Source organism: Cupriavidus sp. MPR-AND1C (assembly GCF_058809705.1).
This window is the reverse complement of the sequence record NZ_JBXASU010000001.1, coordinates 84,262-108,541: the sequence shown is the minus strand read 5'-3', so window position 1 is coordinate 108,541 and position 24,280 is coordinate 84,262. Positions and strand designations below refer to the sequence as shown.

At 67.5% G+C, this 24,280-nt stretch carries 25 protein-coding genes and 1 riboswitch; of the genes, 4 read left to right on the top strand and 21 right to left on the bottom strand.

Going from position 1 to position 24,280, the window contains the following annotated elements:
- Nucleotides 1–4: 4 nt before the first annotated feature.
- From AC1RWI_RS00550 to AC1RWI_RS00540, 3 genes are all read right to left on the bottom strand, one after another.
- Complete coding sequence (locus AC1RWI_RS00550; RefSeq protein WP_492863808.1) at nucleotides 5–694, bottom strand: glutathione S-transferase family protein; 690 nt, start codon at nucleotides 692–694, stop codon at nucleotides 5–7.
- A 200-nt stretch (nucleotides 695–894) separates the two neighbouring features.
- On the bottom strand, nucleotides 895–1,920 hold the full coding sequence (locus tag AC1RWI_RS00545; protein ID WP_492863806.1) for a complex I NDUFA9 subunit family protein: 1,026 nt from the start codon (nucleotides 1,918–1,920) through the stop codon (nucleotides 895–897).
- Between the two features lie 104 nt (nucleotides 1,921–2,024).
- Nucleotides 2,025–3,977, bottom strand: a complete 1,953-nt coding sequence (locus AC1RWI_RS00540) for a lytic transglycosylase domain-containing protein (RefSeq protein WP_043343169.1) — start codon at nucleotides 3,975–3,977, stop codon at nucleotides 2,025–2,027.
- Nucleotides 3,978–4,073: 96 nt separating this feature from the next.
- Here AC1RWI_RS00540 and AC1RWI_RS00535 point away from each other — a divergent pair, with 96 nt between their 5' ends.
- Nucleotides 4,074–4,682: a 5-formyltetrahydrofolate cyclo-ligase gene (locus tag AC1RWI_RS00535; protein ID WP_236701956.1), complete on the top strand. Its 609-nt coding sequence runs from the start codon at nucleotides 4,074–4,076 to the stop codon at nucleotides 4,680–4,682.
- Between the two features lie 22 nt (nucleotides 4,683–4,704).
- On the opposite strand, the gene AC1RWI_RS00530 is transcribed toward AC1RWI_RS00535, so the two are convergent.
- From AC1RWI_RS00530 to ahcY, 5 genes are all read right to left on the bottom strand, one after another.
- Nucleotides 4,705–5,472: a Mut7-C RNAse domain-containing protein gene (locus AC1RWI_RS00530; RefSeq protein ID WP_043343167.1), complete on the bottom strand. Its 768-nt coding sequence runs from the start codon at nucleotides 5,470–5,472 to the stop codon at nucleotides 4,705–4,707.
- A 31-nt stretch (nucleotides 5,473–5,503) separates the two neighbouring features.
- Nucleotides 5,504–5,866, bottom strand: a complete 363-nt coding sequence (locus tag AC1RWI_RS00525; protein ID WP_043343164.1) for a TfoX/Sxy family protein — start codon at nucleotides 5,864–5,866, stop codon at nucleotides 5,504–5,506.
- 22 nt (nucleotides 5,867–5,888) lie between these two features.
- Nucleotides 5,889–6,719, bottom strand: a complete 831-nt coding sequence (gene metF / locus AC1RWI_RS00520; RefSeq protein ID WP_043343160.1) for a methylenetetrahydrofolate reductase [NAD(P)H] — start codon at nucleotides 6,717–6,719, stop codon at nucleotides 5,889–5,891.
- Nucleotides 6,720–6,781: 62 nt separating this feature from the next.
- A complete protein-coding gene (locus tag AC1RWI_RS00515; RefSeq protein WP_043343157.1) occupies nucleotides 6,782–7,135 on the bottom strand; it encodes a phage holin family protein in 354 nt (117 codons plus the stop codon).
- A gap of 118 nt (nucleotides 7,136–7,253) precedes the next feature.
- Nucleotides 7,254–8,687, bottom strand: a complete 1,434-nt coding sequence (ahcY, locus tag AC1RWI_RS00510) for an adenosylhomocysteinase (RefSeq protein WP_492863802.1) — start codon at nucleotides 8,685–8,687, stop codon at nucleotides 7,254–7,256.
- Between the two features lie 131 nt (nucleotides 8,688–8,818).
- Nucleotides 8,819–8,899: riboswitch (S-adenosyl-L-homocysteine riboswitch) on the bottom strand.
- Nucleotides 8,900–8,973: 74 nt separating this feature from the next.
- Between ahcY and thiD the strand changes: the two genes are divergently transcribed.
- Nucleotides 8,974–9,804, top strand: coding sequence for a bifunctional hydroxymethylpyrimidine kinase/phosphomethylpyrimidine kinase (thiD, locus tag AC1RWI_RS00505; protein WP_043343151.1), 831 nt, complete (start codon nucleotides 8,974–8,976; stop codon nucleotides 9,802–9,804).
- An 81-nt stretch (nucleotides 9,805–9,885) separates the two neighbouring features.
- Entirely contained in the window at nucleotides 9,886–10,326 is a 441-nt protein-coding gene (locus tag AC1RWI_RS00500; protein ID WP_043343150.1) for a PGDYG domain-containing protein, read from the top strand.
- 4 nt (nucleotides 10,327–10,330) lie between these two features.
- Here the strand turns inward: AC1RWI_RS00500 and AC1RWI_RS00495 are convergent, their stop codons facing one another.
- From AC1RWI_RS00495 to AC1RWI_RS00470, 6 genes are read right to left on the bottom strand one after another with little or no spacing between them, the layout of a single operon-like run.
- Nucleotides 10,331–10,777, bottom strand: coding sequence for a PaaI family thioesterase (locus AC1RWI_RS00495; RefSeq protein WP_492863799.1), 447 nt, complete (start codon nucleotides 10,775–10,777; stop codon nucleotides 10,331–10,333).
- 30 nt (nucleotides 10,778–10,807) lie between these two features.
- Nucleotides 10,808–11,020, bottom strand: coding sequence for an acyl-CoA carboxylase biotin carboxyl carrier protein subunit (locus AC1RWI_RS00490; protein ID WP_492863797.1), 213 nt, complete (start codon nucleotides 11,018–11,020; stop codon nucleotides 10,808–10,810).
- Nucleotides 11,020–12,450 carry an acetyl-CoA carboxylase biotin carboxylase subunit gene (locus tag AC1RWI_RS00485; protein ID WP_052494404.1) on the bottom strand — a complete coding sequence of 477 codons (1,431 nt, stop codon included), beginning with the start codon at nucleotides 12,448–12,450 and terminating at the stop codon, nucleotides 11,020–11,022. The genes AC1RWI_RS00490 and AC1RWI_RS00485 overlap by 1 nt, the downstream gene beginning before the upstream one ends.
- On the bottom strand, nucleotides 12,447–14,558 hold the full coding sequence (locus tag AC1RWI_RS00480) for an acetate--CoA ligase family protein (RefSeq protein ID WP_492863794.1): 2,112 nt from the start codon (nucleotides 14,556–14,558) through the stop codon (nucleotides 12,447–12,449). The genes AC1RWI_RS00485 and AC1RWI_RS00480 overlap by 4 nt, the downstream gene beginning before the upstream one ends.
- A 1-nt stretch (nucleotide 14,559) precedes the next feature.
- A complete protein-coding gene (locus tag AC1RWI_RS00475) occupies nucleotides 14,560–15,570 on the bottom strand; it encodes a tripartite tricarboxylate transporter substrate binding protein (RefSeq protein ID WP_492863792.1) in 1,011 nt (336 codons plus the stop codon).
- Between the two features lie 51 nt (nucleotides 15,571–15,621).
- Complete coding sequence (locus tag AC1RWI_RS00470) at nucleotides 15,622–17,169, bottom strand: acyl-CoA carboxylase subunit beta (protein WP_492863790.1); 1,548 nt, start codon at nucleotides 17,167–17,169, stop codon at nucleotides 15,622–15,624.
- Between the two features lie 162 nt (nucleotides 17,170–17,331).
- Between AC1RWI_RS00470 and AC1RWI_RS00465 the strand changes: the two genes are divergently transcribed.
- Complete coding sequence (locus AC1RWI_RS00465) at nucleotides 17,332–19,113, top strand: sigma-54 interaction domain-containing protein (RefSeq protein WP_492863788.1); 1,782 nt, start codon at nucleotides 17,332–17,334, stop codon at nucleotides 19,111–19,113.
- Nucleotides 19,114–19,133: 20 nt separating this feature from the next.
- Here AC1RWI_RS00465 and AC1RWI_RS00460 read toward each other — a convergent pair whose 3' ends face one another.
- The 7 genes from AC1RWI_RS00460 to AC1RWI_RS00430 form a co-directional block, all read right to left on the bottom strand.
- Entirely contained in the window at nucleotides 19,134–19,451 is a 318-nt protein-coding gene (locus tag AC1RWI_RS00460; RefSeq protein ID WP_043343135.1) for a hypothetical protein, read from the bottom strand.
- Nucleotides 19,452–20,228: an AAA family ATPase gene (locus AC1RWI_RS00455; RefSeq protein WP_043351167.1), complete on the bottom strand. Its 777-nt coding sequence runs from the start codon at nucleotides 20,226–20,228 to the stop codon at nucleotides 19,452–19,454.
- A gap of 59 nt (nucleotides 20,229–20,287) precedes the next feature.
- Entirely contained in the window at nucleotides 20,288–20,791 is a 504-nt protein-coding gene (locus AC1RWI_RS00450; RefSeq protein ID WP_043343131.1) for a GNAT family N-acetyltransferase, read from the bottom strand.
- 92 nt (nucleotides 20,792–20,883) lie between these two features.
- Complete coding sequence (locus tag AC1RWI_RS00445) at nucleotides 20,884–22,017, bottom strand: thiamine phosphate synthase (protein WP_492863786.1); 1,134 nt, start codon at nucleotides 22,015–22,017, stop codon at nucleotides 20,884–20,886.
- Nucleotides 22,014–22,862: a thiazole synthase gene (locus AC1RWI_RS00440; RefSeq protein WP_043343126.1), complete on the bottom strand. Its 849-nt coding sequence runs from the start codon at nucleotides 22,860–22,862 to the stop codon at nucleotides 22,014–22,016. The genes AC1RWI_RS00445 and AC1RWI_RS00440 overlap by 4 nt, the downstream gene beginning before the upstream one ends.
- Nucleotides 22,863–22,868: 6 nt before the next feature.
- Nucleotides 22,869–23,066 (bottom strand): sulfur carrier protein ThiS, encoded by a 198-nt coding sequence (thiS, locus tag AC1RWI_RS00435; protein ID WP_043351166.1) that lies wholly within the window; start codon nucleotides 23,064–23,066, stop codon nucleotides 22,869–22,871.
- A gap of 12 nt (nucleotides 23,067–23,078) precedes the next feature.
- On the bottom strand, nucleotides 23,079–24,257 hold the full coding sequence (locus AC1RWI_RS00430; RefSeq protein ID WP_043343122.1) for an FAD-dependent oxidoreductase: 1,179 nt from the start codon (nucleotides 24,255–24,257) through the stop codon (nucleotides 23,079–23,081).
- Nucleotides 24,258–24,280: the final 23 nt, after the last annotated feature.

Genomic DNA, 24,280 nt, shown 5'->3' with positions numbered 1-24,280 from the left:
GAGCTCAATGGTTGATCACGATCGCGTCGGCGCGATCGGGGGTGAGGCGGTAGGGCTCGTCGGAGGCGAGGAAATCGCGCTCTTCACGGGCGTCGGCGATCCACGCCTGCATGGCCGGCAGCGCCAGGATAAAGTCCGCATATTGCTTGGCGGCCTCTGGCAGGTGAATGCCATACGTGGCAAAGCGGCTGACCACCGGCGCGAAAAATGCGTCGGCAATGGTGAACGCGCCGAACAGGAACGGGCCGGTGGCCGCATGGCGCGCGCGCAGGTCAGACCAGATCGCGGCGACGCGGTCCACATCGCGCTGCACCGCTACGTTCCAGCCCATGCCGGGCAGCACCGCGGTGACGTTCATCGGCAACTGGCTGCGCAGGTTGCCAAAGCCCGAGTGCATCTCCGCGCAGATCGAGCGCGCGTGCGCACGCTCGGCACGGTCGGCCGGCCAGAGCTGCTTCTCGGGAAAGGACTCGGCCAGGTATTCGGCAATCGACAGCGAGTCCCACACGGAGGTATCGCCATCGACCAGCACCGGTACCTTGCCGGTGGGCGAGTGCTTCGCAATCGCTTGCTCAAACCCGGCCACGAACAAGCGCACCTTGACCTCCTCGAACGCAATGCCAGCCTGCCGCATCAGCAGCCAGGGGCGCAGCGACCAGGAAGAGTAATTCTTGTTGCCGATGACAAGCTTCATCGCAAAATCCTTGCAGGAAAACGTGGGGGAGCGCGCGCGGCCGGGGCGATCCCGCAGCGCGAAGCGTGCGCACGCAAGCGCACGGCGGCGAACGAACCATTGTAGCCAGCCGCGCCAAGCGCCTCCAAGCGAATTACGCTCGCAGCGATGTGAATCCTGGTCACATGCGAAGGGCAAAGCCGGGCCGGGCAGCCTGCCGCTCAACGATACCCGCTGCGCCGCAGTCCCAGCATTTGGCTCTCGTGCCCGCGACCCGCCAGCACATCGGTCATCACCACCTCCAGCCCCACCGGCTGGCCCAGCCCAAGCTCGGGCGCGATCGGCCCCCGCATGACATTGTCGAGCCGCATGGAGTCCAGGTTGTCGCGCGACATCACCGGCGCGCCCGGCATGTGTTCGAGGATGGCTGCCTGCACGCGGGCCAGGGCGTCGGGCAGGTGAAGGACCGGGCGCGGGTGGCCGCTGGCGCGGCCCGCAAAACGCACCAGTTCCTCCAGCGTATAGACCTGCGGCCCCGCCAGGTCGTAGGCGCGGCCGATGGTGTCCCGCGTCGCCATGGCGTTGACCATGGCCTGCGTCACGTCCTGCACGTACACCGGCTGGAACCTGGCATGCGCGCAGGCGAGCGGCACCACGGGCGCCAGTTGCTGCATGTGGGCGAACAGATTGAGGAAATGGTCGTCGGGGCCGAAGATCACGGACGGACGGAAGATGGTCCAGTCCAGGGCGCTCTCGCGCACCACGCGCTCGCCGTCGCCCTTGCTGCGCAGGTACATCGACGGGCCGGTGCTGTCGGCGCCCAGCGCGCTCATGTGCAACAGCCTGCGCACGCCGGTACGGTGGCAAGACTCGACAATGCGCCGCGTGAGGTCCACATGGGCGGCGGCAAAGGCCGCGCCGTAGGGCTCGGCGCGTTCGCCATGGAGAATGCCGATCAGGTTCACCACGATGCCGTCGGTGCCCAGCGTGCCAATGGCGGCGTCGAGCGCGGCATCGTTCCTCACGTCCAGCTCGATCACCTCGACGCGCGGCAGCAGCAGCAGGTGCTGCGCATGCTCGGCGTCGCGGGTAGCAACCACGATGCGCTCGGGGTCCAGAGGCGGCTCCACGACGGTGCCCGGCTCCAGCGGCGTGGCCGACGCGGTGGCAACACCTGCCAGGCGGGCTACCAGGTGGCTGCCGACAAAGCCGGCCCCTCCGATCACTAGGACATTGCTGGTCTGCATGGATCTCTCCGCGGCAAGGAACGACTGGTGCACGCTCCAGGGCTGGAGCATGCGCCGGCTACCGCATGGCCTGCAGACCGTGCTGCCTCGAAGGCGTTAACACCTCAAGGCAGGCTGGTCGTGGTGATCTGCGACGGCGACACCACGCCCAGGCGATCCTTGAGCGACTGCGGCCGGCCGCTCATCAATGCAGCATAGTACGTGGCGTTCGACAGCACATTCTTCACGTAGGTCCGGGTCTCCGAGAACGGAATGGTCTCGGCGAAGATCGCGCCCTCAACCTGGCGCGGCAAGCTGGAGCGCCAGTTCTTGGGACGGCCCGGGCCGGCGTTGTAGGCGGCCGAAGCCAGCGTCCAGGAGCTGTCCAGGTCAGTCAGCACCATACTCATATAGTTGGTGCCGAGCTGGATATTGATACTGGGATCGCTCATCATCGCGGGTGAGAAGTCCGTCATGCCGATCTTGCGCGCAACCCACTTGGCAGTCGCCGGCATCACTTGCATCAGGCCATGAGCGCCGGCGGACGAGCGCGCATTCATGATGAAGCGCGACTCCTGGCGCACCAGCCCATAGGCCCATGCCATATCCAGGCCCACGTCATCGGTGGCGCGCTGCATGATGTCGCGATACGGCATCAGGAAGCGCAGCGAGAAGTCATGCTCGGCCTGGGTGCGGTCCGCGGTGTTCACGGCGCGGTCCAGCAACTCGATGCGGCGGGCGTAGTCGGCGGCGGCCAGCAGCTGGCGGTCGGTCATGCCGCGCAGTTCCCAGTTCCATTCGCGATTGCCTTCGAAGCGCAGGCTCAGGTCGTAGAACTTCTGCGCGCGCAGGAAGCCCGGGCGGGTGCGCATGGCATTGACCTCGGCATCGCTGACCTGCGTGCGTGCCGGCAGCACGATGCGGTTGCCCAGTTCCTCGCTGGCCAGCTGGCCATAGAAGTTGAACTGGCCGGCGATCGACTGGAACTGCTTCTCGGCCTCGGCGCCGCGGTTGTCAGCCTTGAGCGCGCGCCCGTACCAGTACGTCCAGGCCGGGTCCTTGGCGCGCAGCTCGGGGCGCATCAGCTCCACGGCCTGGCGCACCTGCTTCCAGTCGCCCTGGCGCAGCGCGGCGCGCACGCGCCACTCCTGCGTTTCGTCGGACAGCCACTGGTTGCCGCCCAGGTCCATCTGCCGGCGGTAGTAGCCGGCCGCCTCGGGTGCAAGTTTCTTGGCGGCGTACTGGCCGACCACGCCCCAGCCGGCGCCCTGCTCGTCGCGCGACAGGCTGCCGGCGTTGGCGCTCAGGTAGGCCGCGGCCTGGGAGGGATCGCTGCGCGCCATCTTGACCACGGTGGCGAGCGTGTTGCTGTCGCCGCGCGCGTCCGGCGCGGCGGCGGCGATGCGCCCGGCCAGCGTCACATAGTTCTGCTCCAGCGCCTGGCGTGCCTGGAAGGCCACGTCGCTCGGCTCGATCTGCCTGCTTTGGGCCAGGTAGCCGATCAGGTCGACACAGCCTTCGCCGTAGTAGCGCGGATCGCTCAGCGCCGCGCGTGCGTCCGCCGCCACGTTCTGGCCCTTGAGCGCACGCGACAGCAACGCGTAGCACTCGACCTGCGTATCGTCCTTGAGCACGAACTGCGGGTACTCGGCGTCGAAATTGGCCCAATCGCGCTTCTTGCCCAGCACCAGCAGCCAGTCATTGCGCATGCGGTCGGCAATGGCCTCGCCCTTGTAGCGCTGCAGGAAAGCACGCACCTGGTCGTCAGGGGCGTCGATGCGGGCCAGGCCGCTGGCGTCGAACATCTGCGGCTTGATGCGGAAGTACTCGACGTAAGACGAGATCGGGTAGTCCACCAGCGTGGCCGAGATGGCGTCGGTGCGCGCCACGTCGTTCTTGCGCGCGGCTTCGCGCAGCGCCACGAAAGCGTCGTCGGGGTTGCCCGGGATGGCGGGCGACTGCGATTGGGGTTGCGGCTGGGGCCGTTTCTGCGCAAATACCGGCGTGGCAAGCACTGCGCACGCGATCGCCGCCAGGGCGGCCTTGGCCACACGCTGCGGATATACTCCCTTCGGCATTCTTCTTCCTTGTTGTGACAGCCGGACAACCCCTTTCGAGGGCGCGCATCCGACCGTGCAATGTTGGGTCAACAACAGACATTATCCCACGCAGCCATGCTCAGCGACGACGTTCGCAGCCCCTCCGGCGAGCCCGGAAAGCCCGACTCCGGCGTGCCGCGAGCGGCACTGCGGCGTCAGTTGCTGGCGCTGCGCGGCGCATTGCCGCAGCGCCCCACCGCCGACGCCGGCATCGAAGCCGCGCTGGCCGCCCTGCTGGAGCGCCTGCCCGTGCATCGCCTGGGCTTCTACTGGCCGATCCAGCAGGAGTTCGACCCCCGTGGCGTGGTCTCGCGCTGGCTTGCCGGCGCCCCCGGACGGCAAGCGGCCCTGCCGGTGGTAAGCCGGCCGGGCGCGCCGCTGGATTTCCACCAGTGGGAACCGGCGACGCCAATGGTTGCCGGGCATTACGGCATTCCCGTGCCCGACGGCACGCCGCCCTTGCTGCCGGACGTACTGCTGATTCCATGTGTCGGTTTTAGCGAGGATAAGTTCCGCCTGGGCTATGGCGGCGGGTTCTACGACCGCACGCTGGCGGCGCTGGCTGCCAGCGCGAACGCGCCGGTTGCGATCGGCATCGGGCATGAGGCCTGCCGGATTGCGTTGGTGCCGCAGGAGCATGATCTGCCGATGGATTGGGTGGTTAGTGAGAGGGGGGTGTTTTGAGGGATTTGAACAAAGCCACCCACTACAACCGCCCCGCAGGCACCAACTCATCCACCAGATCCCGCATATGCCGCCAATGCGATCCCTCCCAAAACACGCGCTGGCAGCAATCGCAAGTCACGAACCGCGCCTGGCGCGCGAGCACGCCCGGCGGCGCGCGGCCGTCGACCTCGGTTTTGTCGATCGCCCGCAGCGGCGCATTGCAGTCCAGGCACAGCGAGAACGGCCGCGCGCTACGGGCCAGGTCGAGCCGCGCGAAGATCTCCCGCAATTGCGGCGTGGCCTTGATGGCGCGCACGTAGCAGCCATGGGTGACCCCGCGCCGCTTGAGCAGCTCGCGGTCCCGCGTGAGCACGATGCGGCCTTCGCGCATGGCAATGGCCTCGATCTCGCTATCGGCGTAGTGGTTGTCGTAAAGCGTGTCAAAGCCGGTCAGGCGCAGCAGGTGGGCCAGCCCGCCCAGGTGGGCATCGGCAACAAAGCGGGTCGCGCGCAGCGGCTCGGCACGCACGCGCAGCAGCGGTGTGACGTCGAAGGCTTCGAACTGGGGATAGACCGAGACGCGGTCGCCATCCTGAAGCAGCCGCTCGAAGCCGCATGACTCGCCGTTTACCAGGATCAGCTCCACCTCGGTGTGCGGCACGCCCAGCGCTTCGATCATGTGCTTGACGGTGGCGGCGCGCGCGCAGGCGCACACGCAATCCCGGCCGCGCTGCGCGCGCGGCAGGAAATCGTTCAGTTCCTCGTAGAAACGAAACGTGGCGGTGACGGTGGCAGGGTCGGTGGCCATGGGCCAAAGTATGCCACCGCCCGGCGGCGCCTCAGCCCGCCTGGTTGGCCAGCCGCAGCGTGGATTCCACGGAAAGCCGCGCCCAGGCCGTCATGGCCTCGGCCGATTCCAGGCAGGCTGGTGGAACGCTCAGGTAATGCTGCATGGAGATCTCGCGTCCGTTGCGGCTGTAGCGGAACGGCTCGCCGCCCTCGGCCTCGAAGCCCCCGCGCGTCTGGTCGTCCACTTTCAGGTAGCAGCGCCCGCCCAGCACCAGCGCGAACACCAGGCCGTCGTAGTACAGGGCGTGGCCGCCAAACATGCGGCGCGCGGTGATCGGGCCAATGCGCGCCGCCAGCGGCCCCAGCAGTTCGAGCAGATGGTCGATGAAGGGGTCGGGGCGGCGGGCTGGCATGTCGCTGGCGCGGGCGGATGCCTTAGAGCTTCAGGCGCTGCCAGATGGCTTTGGTCGCGCTGGCTGTGTTGAGCGTATAGAAATGCAGCCCCGGCACGCCGGCCGCGAGCAGGCGCTCGCACAGCGCGGTGACCACATCCAGGCCAAAGGCGCGGATCGACTCGCGGTCATCGCCGAAGCCTTCCAGCCGCTTGGCCACCCAGCGCGGCACTTCGGCACCGCACATTTCGGAGAAGCGCATCAGCTGCGAGGAATTGGTGATCGGCATGATGCCCGGCACGATCGGTACGTCCACACCCATGGCGCGCACGTCCTCGACGAAACGGAAGTACGCATCGGCGTTGAAGAAATACTGGGTGATGGCCGAGTCGGCGCCAGCCTTGACCTTGCGCACGAAGTTCTCGAGATCGTGGCGGGGCGACTTGGCCTGCGGGTGGTACTCGGGATAAGCCGCCACCTCAATGTTGAACCAGTCGCCGGTCTCGGCGCGGATGAACTCCACCAGCTCGTTGGCATAGCGGAACTCGCCGATCTCGCCCATGCCCGACGGCATGTCGCCGCGCAGCGCGACGATATGGCGGATGCCGCCTTCGCGGTAGGTCTTGAGGATATCGCGGATGCTCTCGCGCGAGGAACCCACGCACGACAAATGCGGCGCGGCCTCGATGCCTTCGCGCTGGATCTCCAGCACGGCGTCCAGCGTGCCCTGCTGGGTGGTGCCGCCGGCACCGAAGGTCACCGAGATGAACTTGGGCTGCAGCGGAGCGAGCTGCGCACGCGTGTTGCGCAGCTTCTCGGCGCCCTCCGCCGTCTTGGGCGGGAAGAATTCAAAGCTGAAGTAGCGGTCTTGCATGATGGTGGCGCGCCGCCTATGGCGCGGCGCGCTGAAAAATTGGCATGGGACGCCGGACGGCGTCAGGCGCTGCGACGTTCGCCGAGCAGCACGCTCGACAGGGCCCAGGAAATCACGCTGTAGAGGATCGAGCCGAGCAGGGCCGCGCCAAAGCCGGTGACCACGAAACCAGCCAGCAGCTTGCCCACGAACAGGAACAGCAGTGCGTTGATCACGAAGATGAACAGGCCAAGCGTCAGCAGCGTCACCGGCAAGGTCAGGATCACCAGGATCGGGCGGATCAAGGTATTCACCAGGCCAAGCACCAGCGCGGCGATCATGGCCGAGCCGAAGCTGCCAAGATGAACCCCATCGATCAGGCTGCCCACCAGGAACAGCGCGGCGGCGTTGATGATCCAGACGGCCAGCAATCTCATGACGACTCCTTCGCTTGGGTAAAACGGATTCGGGGCACGGCACCCGCGGCGCGCGGGCGCCGCGGGTTGACAAGGCGGCGGTCGATCAAACGCAGATCAGCCGCCGGTCACCGGCAGATCAATAACGGTAGTGATCGGCCTTGTACGGGCCTTGCTTGCTCACGCCGATGTAGGCGGCTTGCTGCTCGGTCAGCTCGGACAGCTGCGCGTTGAGCTTCTTCAGCTGCAGGCGCGCGACCTTTTCGTCCAGGTGCTTGGGCAGCGTGTAGACGCCGACCGGGTACTTGCCGCTTTCGCGTTCCTGCCACAGTTCGATCTGGGCGATGGTCTGGTTGGCGAACGAGCTGCTCATCACGTACGACGGGTGGCCCGTGCCGCAGCCCAGGTTCACCAGGCGGCCCTTGGCCAGGATGATGATCTTCTTGCTGGGTTGATCGCCCACGGCGGGGAACACCACGTGGTCGACCTGCGGCTTGATCTCGTCCCACTCGTACTTTTCCAGCGAGGCGATGTCGATCTCGTTGTCAAAGTGGCCGATGTTGCAGACGATGGCCTGGTCCTTCATCTTGGCCATGTGGTCATGGGTGATGACGTGGTAGTTGCCGGTGCAGGTGACGAAGATGTCGGCCTTGTCGGCAGCGTATTCCATGGTCACCACGCGGTAGCCTTCCATCGCGGCCTGCAGTGCGCAGATCGGGTCGACTTCGGTCACCCACACCTGGGCCGACAGGGCGCGCAGTGCCTGCGCGCTGCCCTTGCCCACGTCGCCGTAGCCGGCCACCAGCGCAACCTTGCCGGCGATCATCACGTCGGTGGCGCGCTTGATGCCGTCCACCAGCGATTCACGGCAGCCATACAGGTTGTCGAACTTGCTCTTGGTCACCGAGTCGTTGACGTTGATGGCGGGGAACTTGAGCTCGCCCTTTTGCGCCATCTGGTACAGGCGGTGCACGCCCGTGGTGGTTTCCTCGGTCACGCCCTTGATGGCGTCCAGGTTACGGCTGTACCAGGACGGGTCCTTGGCCAGCTTTTCCTTGATCGCGGCGAACAGGAAGGTTTCTTCCTCGCTGCCCGGGTTGGCGATCAGCGATGCGTCCTTCTCGGCGCGGGCGCCCAGGTGCAGCAGCAGCGTGGCATCGCCGCCGTCGTCCAGGATCATGTTGGGGGTGCCGCCATCCTTCCAGTCGAAGATGCGGTGGGTGAAGTCCCAGTATTCCTTCAGCGATTCGCCCTTGAAGGCGAACACCGGCGTGCCCAAAGCAGCGATGGCCGCGGCAGCGTGGTCCTGGGTCGAGAAGATGTTGCACGATGCCCAGCGCACGTCGGCGCCAAGCGCCACCAGCGTCTCGATCAGCACGGCGGTCTGGATGGTCATGTGCAGCGAGCCGGCGATGCGCGCGCCCTTCAGGGGCTGGGCGGCGGCGTACTCGTCGCGGATGGCCATCAGGCCGGGCATTTCGGTTTCGGCGATGGCGATTTCCTTGCGGCCCCAGCCGGCGAGGCCCAGGTCGGCCACGAGGTAATCGTTCTTCAGGTCAGTCACTGCGTTCATGTTTCACTCCGATGAAGAGTGGCGACGAAGGACGAGTGCGGGGAATACGGCCGCGCCATGCAGGGATGGTGAAAACCAAGGCCTTTGCATAACGGGCGGATAGGTCGACTCGCCTCCGTGTGTATGCCACGGATCAGCGAGCGCCGTTGAAGACAGTCCGAGCCTGGCGAATGGCACAATAAGGCCCATTCGTTGCAACGCTCCTCGGAGTGGCGGTATTGTAGCCTGCCCTGGCACGCTTGGCACCGCCACCGCCGTGAATTTTTCTTGACCGCCGGCCCAGCACATGACCCTGACGACACACCGCCCCCCGCGCACCCTGACCATCGCCGGCTCCGACTCGGGCGGCGGCGCCGGCATCCAGGCCGATCTCAAGACCTTTGCCGCGCTGGGCTGCTTCGGCATGAGCGCCATCACCGCCATCACGGCGCAGAACACGCTCGGCGTGACCGGCGTGCATGCCATCCCGGCCGACATGGTAGCGGCCCAGATCGACGCGGTTGCCAGCGATATCGGCGTGGATGCGGCCAAGACGGGCATGCTGGGCACCGCCGCCATCGTCGAGGCGGTGGCTGCCGCTGTGGACCGCCATGGCATTCGCCAACTGGTGGTGGACCCGGTCATGATCTCCACCTCCGGCGCCACCCTGGCGGACGACGCCACCACCCAGGCCATGGTGCGCCTGCTGTTCCCCCGCGCCGTGCTGGTCACGCCCAACCTGCCGGAAGCGTCCTACCTGCTGGGCCGAGAGATCACCCGCCGCGAAGAGATGGAGCAAGCCGCACGCGACCTGGCCGCGCTGGGCTGCCCGGCGGTGCTGCTCAAGGGCGGGCACCTGGATCCAGCCGATGCCGGCCTGGACGACCTGCTGTTGAGTGCCGACGGCACTGTACGTGTGTTCAGGCATCAGCGGGTCGACACCCGCAACCTGCATGGCACCGGCTGCACACTGGCCGCAGCCATTGCTGCCCAGTTGGCAAGGGGCGATAAGGTGGAAGACGCGGTGGAAGTGGCGCTGGATTTCGTGGCCGATGCGATTGTGGCGGGTGCCGACTTTGCGCTTGGGACGGGCAACGGGCCGCTCAATCACGGCTTTGCGCCGCGGGTGCTGGGTTAAGTATTGGCTTAAGTACTGGGCTAAGGAGCGGGGAGCGAACCAGCGGTATGATTTGCGCCCCAGCCTGACATTCGCCACGCCATGCCCACCCTCACCCAGATCGACCTGCGCACCGACCCTGCTGCTGCCCCTTACCAAAAACACGAAGTAGTCCAGGTAGCCTTCGCCAAAGAACCCGGCGAACTCATCAGCCTCGAAGGGCCCAACCGCTACCAGCCCGGCGACGCCATCATCACCGGCTCCACCGGCGACCGCTGGGTCGTCTCGCGCGAACGCTTCGACCCCAAGTACGAACCGCTGCAAGCCGGCACACACGGCCAGGATGGCGCCTACCAGAACATCCCGGGCGTGGTGCTGGCCAAACGCATGGACCAGGATTTCAGCATCGCCCGCTCGGCCGGCGGCGACGTGCTGCATGGCGCGGCTGGCGACTGGCTGATGCAATACGCGCCGAACGACTACGGCGTCGTCCAGCAGGCGCGCTTCGCCCAGGTCTACCGCGCGGCCAGCGGCAACGCCTGAAGCGTCAGTCGCCGCCGCTGCTCAGCGGCACCAGCTTGAACGCCGCGCGTGCCACGCAAACCACTTCACCAGCGGCGTTCTTCACTTCACCCTCGCAAAACGCAATGCGCGCGCCGCGCCGCATGCAGCGCGCTTCCAGGTGCAGTTCACCGCGTGCCGCAGCCAGGAAATGCGTGGACATATCGATGGTGATCACGCCAGTTTCCAGCGGCGCATGCGAGCGCGCGGCGCCGCTGAGCGTGAAATCCAGCGTGGCCATCAAGGTGCCGCCGTGCACGTCGCCCCGGCTGTTGACCAGGAACTGGCTGACCGGCAGGCGCGTGCGGCACAGGCCCTCTTCCATCCGCACGGGCTGCAGGCCAAGATGGCGCATCAGCGGCACGTCGATGCCAAAGTAGGGTTTCTCGGGTGTGCCCGGCGCTACCGGGACAATCTGAGCGGGACTTTCCAAAACAATTCTTCCTTATTCGCGTTATGCGAGTTATGCGAGTTCCACCACCGCCTGGCCCTCGGCGACGGCATCGCCAGGCTGCACCAGGATGGCCCTGACCACGCCAGCATGTTCGGATTCGAGCGGGATCTCCATTTTCATGGACTCGATCATCATCACGGCGTCGCCGGCCGCAATGGTAGCGCCAACTTCGATGTGGATGGCGCAGACATGGCCGCTTACCGCGGCTTCGATCTTGTTCATCAGGCAGCTCTCTGTGTAGGTTGTGGGTTCTCTGCGGCAGGCGTGGCCAGCACACGCTGGACGAGCGCGGTATCGATGCGCCCGGCCAGGAAATCGGGATGCGCGAGCACGCGCAGGATGAAGGGGATATTGGTCTTGACGCCGGCAACGGCGAAATCCCGCAGCGCCGCGCGCAGCGTGGCAATGGCCTCGCCGCGATCGGCGCCGGTGGCAATCACCTTGGCCAGCATGGGGTCGTAGTACGGCGTGACGCGGGCGCCTTCGGCGTAGCCGGTTTCCACGCGGATGCCCGCGCCTTGCGGCGGACGGAATACCTGCAGCGGGCCAGGCGACGGGAAGAAGCGCACCGGGTCCTCGGCATACACGCGCGCCTCGATGGCATGGCCTTGCGCGGGGACCTGGCCGCCCGGCAGCACATCATCGATGCGCTCGCCGCGCGCCAGCCGGATCTGCGCGGCCACGATATCCACGCCGGTGATCTGCTCGGTGACGGCGTGCTCCACCTGCAGGCGCGTGTTCATTTCCAGGAAGACAAATCCGGTGGCCGGCGTGTGCAGCATTTCCACCGTGCCGATCACGTCGTAACCGATGCCGGACAGCAATGCCGAGAGCTTGGTCGCCATGGCTTGCACCTCGGCACGGTCCAGCCCGTGCGCGCGCGCTTCCTCGATGACCTTCTGGTGACGGCGCTGCACGGAGCAATCGCGCTCCCACAGGATGCGCACGCCGCCGTGGCGGTCGGCCAGCACCTGGAACTCGATATGGCGCGGCTGCTCGACCAGCTTCTCCAGGTACAACTCGGCCTGGCCAAAGCTGCGCTGCGCCACCGAGCGCGCCTGCTGCCAGGCAGCGGCCAAGCCGGCCGCGTCACGCACCGGCACCATGCCGATGCCGCCGCCGCCGCCGGCGGGCTTGATCAGCACCGGATAGCCGATACCCTGCGCCGCGGCGGCAACGGTGTCCATGTCGTCGGGCAGCACCTCGGAGCTGGGCGCCAGCGGCATGCCTTGCGCGGCCATGAAAGCGCGCGCTTCGGTCTTGTGGCCAAGGCGCCGGATCCAGTGCGGGGACGGGCCGATAAAGCACAGGCCGGCGGCTTCCACGCGCTCGGCAAAAGCGGCGTTTTCCGACAGGAAGCCATAGCCGGGATGCACCGCGTCGGCGCCACTGGCGCGCGCCGCTTCAAGCAGCTTGTTCTGGTCCAGGTAGCTGGCCAGCGGCGGCGCTTCGCCCAGGTGCAGCGCGGCATCGGCTTCGCGCAGGTAGGGCAAGCCGGCGTCGGCATCCGAGTACACCGCGACCGATTCCAGGCCCAGCCCGCGCAGCGCGCGGATGATGCGCGCCGCTACCGCGCCGCGATTCGCGACCAGCACGCGGCGTACCGGACGTGCTGGACGTAACGTTTCGCCGGCTTTCGTCTTGGCATTCATGACGTTTCTCCCGCGCGGATCACCACCGCGTCGACCAGCACCGGCGCCACGCCGGCGCGGCTTACCATGACCGGATTGGCGTCCACCGAGCGTACCTGTCCCTGCGCCTGCACCATCCAGTCGCCCAGGCGCACCAGCATTTGCGCCAGCGCATCCACATCGACCGCCTCCATGCCGCGCAGCGCGCCGAAGGCGCGCGCAATGTGCAGCCGGCCGATGGCCTCGCGCGCCTGCGTGGCGTTGAAGGGCGCGACGAGAAACTGCACGTCGTCTATCGCTTCGACCAGCACGCCGCCCTGCCCCACCATCACCACCGGTCCGTAGACGTCGTCGATGTGCGCGCCCACCGCCAACTCGAAAGCGCCGCGTTGCTGGCGTGCCAGCAAGACGCCGCCATACTGGATACCCTGGCTGGCAGACAGCCCTCGCAGCACACGGTCCAGGTCATGGAAGGCAGCCAGTGCCTGCGCCTCGTCGGCAAGGCCGAGGCGCACCAGCCCGAGCTCGGACTTGTGCGTGATATCGGACGAAACGCCCTTGGCGACCACTGGCGCGCCCAGTTCGCGCAGCGCGTGGCGCACGTCATCCGCGCTGCGGCACAGGCGATGTTGCACAACCGGCAGACCGGCCTGCGCCAGCGCCGCCAGGCTTGCCACTTCGTCGAGCGATACGCTGTCACCCGCCTCGTCTTTGGCGAACACCGGCGGCAGCGCGGCGGGCTCGGCCAACGCGGCGGCATTCACGTCCACGTGCCGCGCGAGCATGCCCAGTGCGCGCATGGCGGCACGCTCGCTGTCGAACACCGGCACGCCTTGCGCGCGGAACGCCTGCGCCACCCACTCCTGGTTGGCGCTGACCGCCACCGGCACGCCGCTGGCCAAGGCAAAGCGGCCGGTCTGCGCCGAGAAGTCGGCAAAATCGTAGCCCTCGCCGCCGATAGGAAAGCCCACGCAGATCATGTCGGCCTGGCGCTGCGCGGCCACCACTTCCAGCGTCTTCCCGTAGATATGCGGCTGGCCCAGCAGCGCGGTGGTCATGTCGATCGGATTGCGCGCCGACACGAACGATGGAAGCACTGCCTTGAGCGCGGCTTGCCCATCGCCTTCGAACTGGCACAGCGCGAGACCCTGGTCCTCGGCGGCATCGGCCGCCAGTACGCATGTAGCGCCGGAATTGCTGATCGCCACCACCTTGCGTCCACGCGGACGCTGCCCGCCAATAAACACCTGGCTGTACTCGACCAGCTCGCGGAAATCCGCCACACGCTGGATGCCGTGCTGGCGCAGGAAGGCGTCGGCTAGCGTGTCCTCACCGGCCAGCGCTCCGGTGTGCGAGCTGGCGGTGAGTTGCCCGGCCTGCGTGCGGCCAGCTTTGACCGTGAGGATGGGAATGTCGCGCTGATGCGCGACGCGCGCGGCCTGCGCCAGCACAGCCGGGTCTTTCAGCGATTCGATGTAGAGCAGCAGCACCCGGATGTCCGGATCGGCCGCGACCGCGCGCAGCACCTCTGCGGCAGTGATGTCCGCCTCGTTGCCGGTCGCCACCATATAGCGCACGCCGATGCCCTTGCGGCGCAGGCCACCGTAGACGATGGAAGAGCCCGCGCCGCTCTGGCTGACGATGGCAACCGGCCCGTCCTGGCCGGCTTCCTCGTTGACCATGGTGGAGAAGTGCAGGATGGCGCCATCGCGGAAGTTGGCCACGCCCTGCGTATTGGGGCCGAACAAGCGCAAACCGCCCGCGCGCGCACGCTCGACCAGCCTGCGCTGCTGCGCCGCACCGGCTTCGCCAAGCTCCGCAAAGCCCGATGAATAAATCACCGCCGCGCGCGCTTTGACCGCCAGGCACTGGTCGATGGCCTGTTCGACTTCCGGCCCCGCAACACTGACCACCACGACATCGGGCGCATCGGGCAACGCGGCAAGTTCGGGATAAGCCTGCAGGCCCTGGATCTGCGCGCGCTTGGGGTTGACCGGATACACATGCCCGGCAAAGCCGTAGCGGCGCATGTAATCGATCGGCCGGCCGCCGGCCTTGATCGGATTATCGGAGGCACCAAGGATGGCAACCGAACGCGGGGCCAGCAGTTCAAGAATGTTGTCGCTCATCTCAATCCACCTTCACCTTGGCTTCGGTGGCCACGCGCTTCCACTTGACCAGTTCCGCCTGTACGAACGCGCCGAACTGCTCGGGATTCAGCGTGCCGGGCGTGGTGCCGCTCTGCGCCAGGTTAGCCTTGGACTGCGCCGTGTTCATGCTCTTCACGGCGTCGCGGTTCAGGCGTTCCACCAGCGGCTTGGGCAGGTTGGCCGGACCATAGAAGCCAATCCACGTGGTGGCCTCGTAGCCGGGCACGCCCTGCTCGGCAATGGTGGGCACATTGGGCAAGGCCTCGCTGCGCTTGGCCGAGGTCACGCCGATGGCCTTGACCTTGCCGTCCTTCACATAGGGCGCCATCGTCATCACGTCATGGAACAGCGCGGGGATCTGGCCGCCGAGCAGGTCCGACAGCGCCGGCGCCGCGCCCTTGTAGGGAATATGCGTGAGCGGCGTGTTGGTCATCAGCCGCAGCAGCTCCCCCGACATATGCGTGGCGCCGCCGATGCTGGATGAGCCGAACGACAAGCCGTCCTTTTGCTTGCTCGCGTACGCAAGGAATTCCTGCAGGTTCGACACCGGCACATTGTTGTTCACCACCAGCACGTTGGGCGTGGTCGCCAGCAGCGCGATCGGGGTGAAGTCCTTGCTGGCGTTGTACGGCAGCTTGGGCCGCACCGCGGGATTGATCACCTGGTGCGTGGCGCTGACCAGCAGCGTGTAGCCGTCCGGGTTGGCGCGCGCCACGATCTCGGTGCCGATCTGGCCGCTGGCGCCGGCGCGGTTATCCACCACGAACGGCTGCTTGAACTCGGCCTGCATGTCGCGCGCGATGCGGCGCGCCAGCAGGTCGGTCATGCCGCCGGCGGGAAACGGCACGACGATGGTGACGGGCTTCTGCGGCCAGTGCTCCTGTGCCTGCGCGCCGGTGGCGGGGAGCAGCGCGGCGCCAACGGACAGCGTGGCGGCAACGATGGCATCGAGGGTCGGGCGGTGCACAAGGATAGGTCGGTGATTGGGCAAGGCGGTCTCCATTGTTTTGCTTGTGTCTGATTTGCCTGACGGCCTGTCGTCTCAGGGCCGGATGCCGAACTTGCGCACGCCCGGCTCGCGCAGCGGCGCCGCCAGGTTGGCGAACTCGCACAGCAGCGAGCGCGTATCGCGCGGGTCGATGATGTCTTCCACCACGAAGGCTTCGGCGCTGCGGAACGGCGACGTCAGGCTGCGCACGCGCTGCTCGATCTCGGCGCGCTTTTGCACGGGATCATCGGCGCCTTCGATCTCGGCCTTGTAGGCGACCTCCAGCCCGCCCTCGATCGGCAGCGAGCCCCAGTTGCCGGACGGCCATGCGTAGCGGAAGTTGAAGCGGCCCATATGCTGGTGCCCCGCGGCCGCCACGCCATAGGCGCGGCGCAGGATCACGGAGCACCACGGCGTGGTGGCCTGGTACACCGCGGCCAGCGCGCGCACGCCGTAGCGCATGGTGCCGGCCTTCTCGGCTTCCAGGCCGATCTGGAAGCCGGCGATATCGACCATGTTGATCACCGGCAGGTGGAAGGCCTCGGCCAGGTCCACGAAGCGGATGAATTTCTCCGCGGTGGGGCCGTCCCAGCCACCGCCGTAGTGATACGGATCGCTCGCCACCACCGCCACCGGCCAGCCATCCACGCGGGCCAGCCCGGCCACGATGGCGCGGCCCCAGTGCCGGCCCATCTCGAAAAAGGAGCCTTGGTCCACCAGCGTCTCGACAATGGGACGCACCTTGTAGACGGAGCGGCTGTCGCGCGGGATCGCGCTGAGCAGCCATTCATCGCGGCGGGCGGGATCATCGGTTGGCTCAACGCGCGGCGGCAGTTCATGCACCGAGCCCGGCAGGTAGGACAGGAAGCGGCGCGCGCGCGCAAAGGCTTCTTCCTCGCTCGCCACTTCGTCATCGACGACGCCGTTGCGCGTATGGATCTGGCTGCCGCCGAGCTCGTTCTTCTCCAGTACCTGGCCAATGCGCGCCACCACCGGCGGGCCGGCGTTGAACAATTGCGCGGTGCCCTTGACCATCACCGAGTAGTGGCTCGCGGCCACGCGCGCCGCGCCCATGCCGGCCACCGAGCCCAGCGCCAGCGACACCACCGGCACCAGTGACATGTTCTCCACCACGTGCTGCCACACCTTCATGGTGGGGATGTTGGTGTAGCCCTTGTTCTCGATATTGCGCACAGAGCCGCCACCGCCGGTGCCATCTACCAGCCGCACCATGGGCAAGCGCAGGTCGTGCGCCATCTTCTCGGCGTGGATCAGCTTCTCGCCAACGGCACCGTCGTTGGCACCGCCGCGCACGGTGAAGTCATCGCCCACCAGCACCACCGGGCGGCCGTCCACCTTGGCGCGCCCCATCACCAGGTTGGCGGGCGTCAGGCCCACCAGGCGGCCATTGCTGTCGTACTGGCCGCTGCCGGTGAGCGCGCCCACCTCGCGGAACGATCCGGCATCGGCGATCGCGTCGATGCGCTCGCGCACGGTCAGCTTGCCGGCGTCTTTGTGCCGCTTGACCTTGTCGGGGCCGCCGAGCTGCGCGGCGAGTTGCTTGCGGTAGGCCAGTTCATCGATTTCGGGCTGCCAGGACACGGCGGTCTCCTCAGTGCTGTTGTTATGGTCGTGGGCTATCTGAACGCATAAAGGCAGCAAACGTGCCAGGCTCGCCAGCCCTTGATTTCATTGTTCTTTTTATGGCTCGCTGATATTGTGTTCGCAATAAGGACACAAAAGTGCCCACGACGGAGACACAACATGTCGTCATCAGCGACACCCGAAGACACTTTCCCCGGCACCGAAGACAGCCTTGGCGTACTGGTCGCCAGCCACGCGGGAGACCTACTAGCCGGCCTGGGACTCGCCGCCAACGCCACGCTGGCAACCGCCGCGCTAGCCGCCAGCACAGGGCTCGCTGGCGACGGCGACTCCCCCCAGGATGCCGGCCGCCTGTTCGAATGCAGCCTGCCTGGCCCCGACGGAAAGCCCGCGCACCGCTTCATCGCCATGCGTCTGCGCGACCGCGAGCGGCAGGTCATCCTGCTGCGCCCGGCCGAGCGTGACGCAGCCCTCTTCGACTTCCTCGGCGCGGTACCCTTTGCCGGCGCGATCCTCGATCACTTCATCACCAACCCCTACCAGGCCATCACCGTGGCGGACCGCGCGGGCAACGTGCGTTTCATCAGCCCGGTGCACGAGAAATTCCTCGGCCTGCGCACCGGTGAAGGCACGGGCCGGCCCGCGGTGGACGTCATCCCCAATTCGCGCCTGGCGCAGGTAGCGGCCAGCGGCAAAGCCGAGATCGGGCAGTTGCAGGAGATGAACGGGGTGACACGCGTGGTGAACCGCCTCCCGATCAGCGCTGCGGGCGAGGTGGTTGGCGCCATCGGCCAGATCCTCTTCAAGGAGCCTGAAGCCATCGGCCGCATGCACCGCGAGATGACGCAGTTGCGCTCGCAACTGGCGCAAACACAACGCGAGCTCGACGCGTTGCGCGAGCAGCAAGCCGGCGCCGGCCCCGGCCTGCTGATTGGCGATAGCGCACCCATGCAGCGGCTGCGCCGTGAGATCGACACGGTAGCGCGCCTGGACGTGCCGGTGCTGATCCTCGGCGAAAGCGGCACCGGCAAGGAACTGGTGGCACGCGCCATCCACGGTGCCAGCCGCGCGGCCCAGGGCAAGCCGCTGGTCAGCCTGAACCTGGCCGCGCTGCCCGCCACGCTGATCGAGGCCGAACTGTTCGGGCATGCGGCGGGCGCCTTCACGGGCAGCCATCGCCATGGGCAGGCCGGCAAGCTGGAGCAGGCCGCTGGCGGCACGCTGTTTCTCGACGAGGTTGCCGATATCCCGATGGAGATGCAGGTCAAGCTGCTGCGCGTGCTGGAGGACCATATGGTGGAACGGCTGGGCAGCCGCCAGGCGCAGCGCGTGGACTTCCGGCTGGTAGCGGCAACCAACCGCGACATCCAGGCGCTGATCGATGGCGGACGCTTCCGCCTGGATCTGTATTACCGCCTGAGCGGCGTGGTGCTGCGCATTCCCGCGCTGGGCCAGCGGCGCGAGGACATCCCTGCCCTGCTGACCCATTTCGTGCGCGGCTTCTGCGCGCGCAACCAGGTGCCGGTGCCGGAAGTGGCATCCGAGGTGCCGCGCTATCTGGCCGAGCGGCGATGGCCGGGCAATGTGCGCCAGCTCAGGCAGAAGATCGAAGAAGCGCTGGTGTTCTGCGACGCACGCGTGCTGCGCGCAGCGGATTTCGCCCGGGGTGAGGAAAGCGCGGTGGCGCACAGTCTGAACGAGCCGCCGTTGCCGTATGGCGAGGCGCTGGATGAGGCGGCGGATGGGGCGGCGAATGGGGCGGTGGACGAGGCTGGGATCGATGCGCGCGCCGCATCGCCGGCGGACTTGCGGGAAGTCGCGTACGAGGCCGTGCTGCAAGCCATCGCGCGGCACGGTGGCAACAAGAAGCGCGCGGCGGAGCAATTGCGCATTTCACGCTCGCATCTGTACAAGATCCTGGAGCGTGGCGCGCGCGGCTGAGCGCAGGCGCTTGCCAGCGCCTACAGGATCTCCCGCACGAACCAGGCATTGAAGCGATAGAGCGCGATCGATGGCATCACGGAAAACAGGAACAGGCTGACGACAGCGCGCCGGTTCCTGTACAGGTAGAGCGCCAGCAGATTCCGCAGCGTGTAGCTGGCTACCAGCACCAGGAGCGGAATGTAGGCCAGGAAGCAAAACAGGAAAATCCAGACAAAGGCGCCGCCCTGCAACGCTCGGTCAAACATGCCAGCACCGGCGATCCAGTGTGCATCCCCGCCACTGAATGTGAGAAACAGCATCATCATCGAAACGATCAGCGTGGGATAGCGGAGCATCTAGACCGGCTCGCTCTCGCCGCCCGGCTCGTCGCCAAACAGCACGCGCAGCATGCGCTCGGGATTGGCCAGGAAATCGCGCGTCACGCGAAAGTGCTCGGTGTCCTGATAGTCGATCCGCGCCACGCCATCCGGCGAGCAGGCGTAGATCCACGCATTCGGATAGGCCATCAGGATCGGCGAGTGCGTGGCGATGATGAACTGCGAGCCGTCTTCTGCCAGATCATGGATGCGCGACAGCACCGCCAGTTGCCGCTGCGGCGACAGCGCCGCCTCGGGCTCGTCGAGCAGGTAGAGCCCATTGCCGCCAAAGCGATGCATCATCAGCGCGAGAAACGATTCGCCATGCGATTGCTCGTGCAACGAACGCCCGCCGTAGGCGTTGATGACGGGCGGACTGAAAGCCGGCTCCTGGTCCAGGCGCTCGATTTCCGTGGCCACGTTGAAGAAGCTCTCCGCGCGCAGGAAGAAGCCATCGCGCGGGCGCTTGAAGCCGCGCGCAACGCGCAGGTATTCGTGCAGCACTGAATGCGACCGGCGTGTGCCGAAGCTGAAATTACGCGAGCCGCCCTCGGCGTTGTAGCCCATGGCCACGGCAATGGCTTCCATCAGCGTGGACTTGCCCGATCCGTTCTCGCCAACCAGGAAGGTCACCTTGGGGTGCATCTCCATCGCGTCCAGCGTGCGCACTGCGGGCAGGCTGAAGGGGTAGCGCTCGAAGCTGTCGACGATGTCGCGCCGCAGGGTGACGCGGCTGATGAACTGGGACGAGATCATGGGGTTCGCCGGAGTGGATGGCACGGCGCCATCGTAACGCAGCGCGGCGCCGGCATGGCTCACAACGCCAGGCGCATGGCGATGCGTTGGCGCAAGCCGAGCGCCGCCTCGCGCGCCAGTGCGGCGCAAAGCGCCGGGCTGAGATCGGCTTCATCGAGACGGCGAAAGCCGAGGCTTGCGTAGAACGGCGCGTTCCACGGCAGGTGGCTGAAGGTGGTGAGATGGAGCGACTGCAGGCCTTGCCGGCGCAAACCATCGGCTACGGCGCGCACAAGTGCGCGGCCGATGCCGCGGCGGGCGTGGGCGGGGTGGACGTCCATCTCGTCAAGGCAGGCATGCTGGCCAAGCACGCTGGCGAGCGCGAAGCCGGCTGGCGTGCCGTCGGGGGCGATGGCGACCCACAGGCGGCGCTCACGCTGCGCGCGTTGCAGGTCTTCGAGCGGCGTGACTTGCTGGCGCAGCGCGGCAGGCAGGTCGGATTCGGGGAATAGTTCAGCCGCCGCGCGTTCGATGGCAGGCAGGCCGGGTACGTCTTCGGGTGTCGCCAGGCGAATGACAGGCATCGGTATGCGGGCAGAATGTGCAAGCTTGGACTCCCGGAGTGAGAGCGGTCAGGCGCACGCATGCGTACCCTCGCTCCGGGCCCGGCGGCACATCAAGCCGCCGGGAACATCCCCAGCAGATTCGTCACCGCCGCCGGCACGTCGGCCGCCTCGGTAATCGCGCGCACCACGGCCGCGCTGCCGACGCCAACCGCCAGCACCTCCGGCAAGCGCACCGCATCGACGCCGCCGATGCCCACCAGCGAGGGCACCACAGGCTGCATCAGCTTGACGTAGGCGTGGAAGCGGCCCAGGCCTTGCGGCGCGGTCGGCATGATTTTGGTGGTGGTCGGGAAGATCGCACCCAGCGCAAGGTAGCTCGGGCCGATGGTGGCCACGCGCAGCATCTCGGCATAGCCGTGCGTGGACACGCCAAGGCGCAGCCCGGAGGCGCGCAGCGCATCGAGGTCGGCTTCGTCGAGGTCTTCCTGGCCGAGGTGGATACCATAGATGCCGCTGTCGCCACCCTGGCTGGCGTGGTAGTCGATGGCAGCCCGCCAGTGATCGTTGATGAACAGGCGCGAAGCGCTGCCGCGCGCTGCCTTGGCGGCGCGCTCGATCTCGCTGCGCACGGCCTGCGCGTCGTCGGACTTGAAGCGCAACTGCACGGTGGGCACCGCCAGCGGCACCAGCCGCTCGATCCATTCGGCGCTGGGCACCACCGCGTACAAAGCCAGCGGCGGGCATGGTGCGAAGGGCTCGGCGCGCTGCTCCGGCGCGACCAGCGCGGCGTGGCGCACGTGCGGGAAGCGCGCGAAGTCCACCGGCCAGTCCAGCGAGCCCGGCTGCCAGGCGCGCGCCAGGCAGAGCGCGTCGTGCGCGGGGAAATGCAGCGCCAGGCAAGCCAGCAGCACGGCGACGAAGGCCGGCGAATGCGCGGTGTCGTCGTCGGCATGGGCACTGAAGACCCAGGTGCCCATCGGCGAGCGCACGGTGTCGCTCCATTGCCCGCCTTCGCGGTCGCTCTCGATGGCGATGGCGCCGGCGCCGGCAATGCGCGCCAGCGTGGCCTCGTCGGCCTCGCCATCGAACAGCACCACGTCGGCATCGCCGAGCGCGGCGGGGGCGTTGCCCTGCACCCACGCGCGCCAGGCCTTGTCGCTGGTGCCGAAGGTGGCGCCATAGCGCGCCAGCAGCGTGTCGCGCAGCGCGCCGTCGAAGCCGGCCGGGAGAGGATTGCGGGTCATGCGCGATCCTCCGCGCCTTCGGCGTGCCAGAACGGCATGCCCACCACCGGCGTGCTGGCCTGAGCGATATCGCGCTCCGGCATGGGGCCGGCCAGGTAGGCCGTGCGGCCCGCGTCCACAGCCAGCGCGAAGGCGCGTGCCATGTTGACCGGATAGGCAGCTTGCGCCACGGCGGTGTTCAGCAGCACGCCATCGTAGCCCCACTCCAGCACCTGGGCCGCGTGCGACGGCAGCCCGAGGCCTGCGTCGACGATCAGCGGGGTATCCGGCAAGCGTTCGCGCAACAGGCGCATGGCGTGCGGATTGACGGCGCCCTTGCCGGTGCCGATGGGCGCGGCCCAGGGCATCAGCGCCTGGCAGCCCACGTCCAGCAGGCGGCGGCACAGCACGAGGTCCTCCGTGCAATACGGCAGCACCTTGAAGCCTTCCTTGATCAGCGTCTCGGCCACGGCGGGCAGGTTGAGCGTATCGGGCTGCAGCGTGTAGTCGTCGCCCACCAGCTCAAGCTTGATCCAGTCGGTCTCGAACACTTCGCGCGCCATCATGGCAGTGGTGATGGCTTCCTGCGGCGCCATGCAGCCGGCGGTATTGGGCAGCACCGGCACGTTCAGCGAGCGCAGCATCTGCCAGAAAGCCTGGCCGCCCTCGCCATCGCCGACCGAGCCCTGGCGGCGCAGCGCCACCGTCAGCATGGCGGGCCGGGCCACCTCCACCGCGGCCTGCAGCGTGGCGGGAGACGGATAGCGCGCGGTACCCAGCAACAGGCGCGAGGCAAACGACTCGCCATAGAGCACGAAGGGGTCGGCGAACAGGTCGCGCCGGGGTTCTGCGGAATTGAAGGTCATTTGGGGTCAGCCTCCCGTCACGGGTTGCACGAGGTCGATACGATCGCCGGCGGCGAGCACAGTCGCCGCATGTGCGGCGCGTGGCACGAACTGGCCGTTAAGCGCGGCGGCAAATGGCGGCGCGATGCCCGCGCCCGCCACCGCATCGGCCAGCGTGGCGTTATCGGCAAGGGCGAGCGCACGGCCGTTGAGCAGGATATCCATGGTCATTGTCGTTCAGTGCAGCACCGGCGAGCCGGCGACGGTATCGAGCGCGGCCGCGATCATGCCCGGCCAGCGCACCGAGGCGGGCACGGCATGCGCGGCAGGATCGTCGTCGAGCAGAGCCTGCACAACCTGGCAGGCGGCCTCGGTGACCGCCGGGGCGATCAGGAAGCCGTGCCGGTACAGGCCGTTGAGGCGCACGATGCGGGCATGCTGGTCAACCCGGATGGCCGGCAGGTGATCCGGGCGCGTCGGGCGGCGCTGCACATTGAGTTCCAGCACGCGCGCCTCGCCAAAGGCGGGGTGCAGCGAATACGCCGCGGAGAGCAGCTCCAGCGCGGAGCGCACGCTCATCGGCGACTCATCTTCGCTTTCGAGCTCGGTGGCGCCGATCACGTAGAGGTCGTTGGGCTTGGGCGCGATATAGATCGGGTAACGCGGGTGCAGCAGGCGCACCGGGCGATGCAGCTTGACCTCGGGTGCGTGCACGCGCACGACTTCACCGCGCAGGCCGCGCAATCCCGGCATGCTGCCGTGCGCGGCGGGCTGCCCCGGCCAGGCGGCGCGGGCGCCAAGGCCACGGCAATCCAGCACCGTGCGCGCGCAGATACCCAGCGCGGGCAGGTCGCCCGCTTCGATTTCACCGGCCTCCCAGACGCAATGCAGCCCGCCTGCCACCGCGCATGCCAGCAATGCGCGCAGCGTGCCGCGATTGTCCAGCTGGCCTTCGCCGGCCAGCAGCAGCCCCTGGGAGAAACGGCCCGCGAGCGCGGGCTCGAGCGCGGCCACGCCATTGCCGTCCAGCGCGCGCATGCGCTCGGCCACCAGTTCGGGCGGCGCCACCGCGCGCACCCGGCTGGTGAACAGCGACATCTCGCTGCGGTCGCGGGTATGCCATACCACCAGCGTGCCGTCCTCCTGGAAGAACACCGGTTCCGGCAATTCGGCCACCCAGGCGCGCCAGAGGTCGACGCTGGCGGTGCCAAGCTCGACGATGCGGCGCTCGGCAATGGCGGATTCCGCCAGGGGCGCGAGCATTGCCGCGGCGACGTGCGCGGCCGAGCCAACGCCGTCGGGGCCACCGCGCTCGACCAGCGCCACGCGCAGGCCGGCACGCACCAGTTGCCAGGCGCAAAGGCGCCCGGCCAGGCCGGCGCCGAGCACGGCCACATCAAACGACTGCGTTGTCATGGGGATGCTTGTGCCGGGGGGGG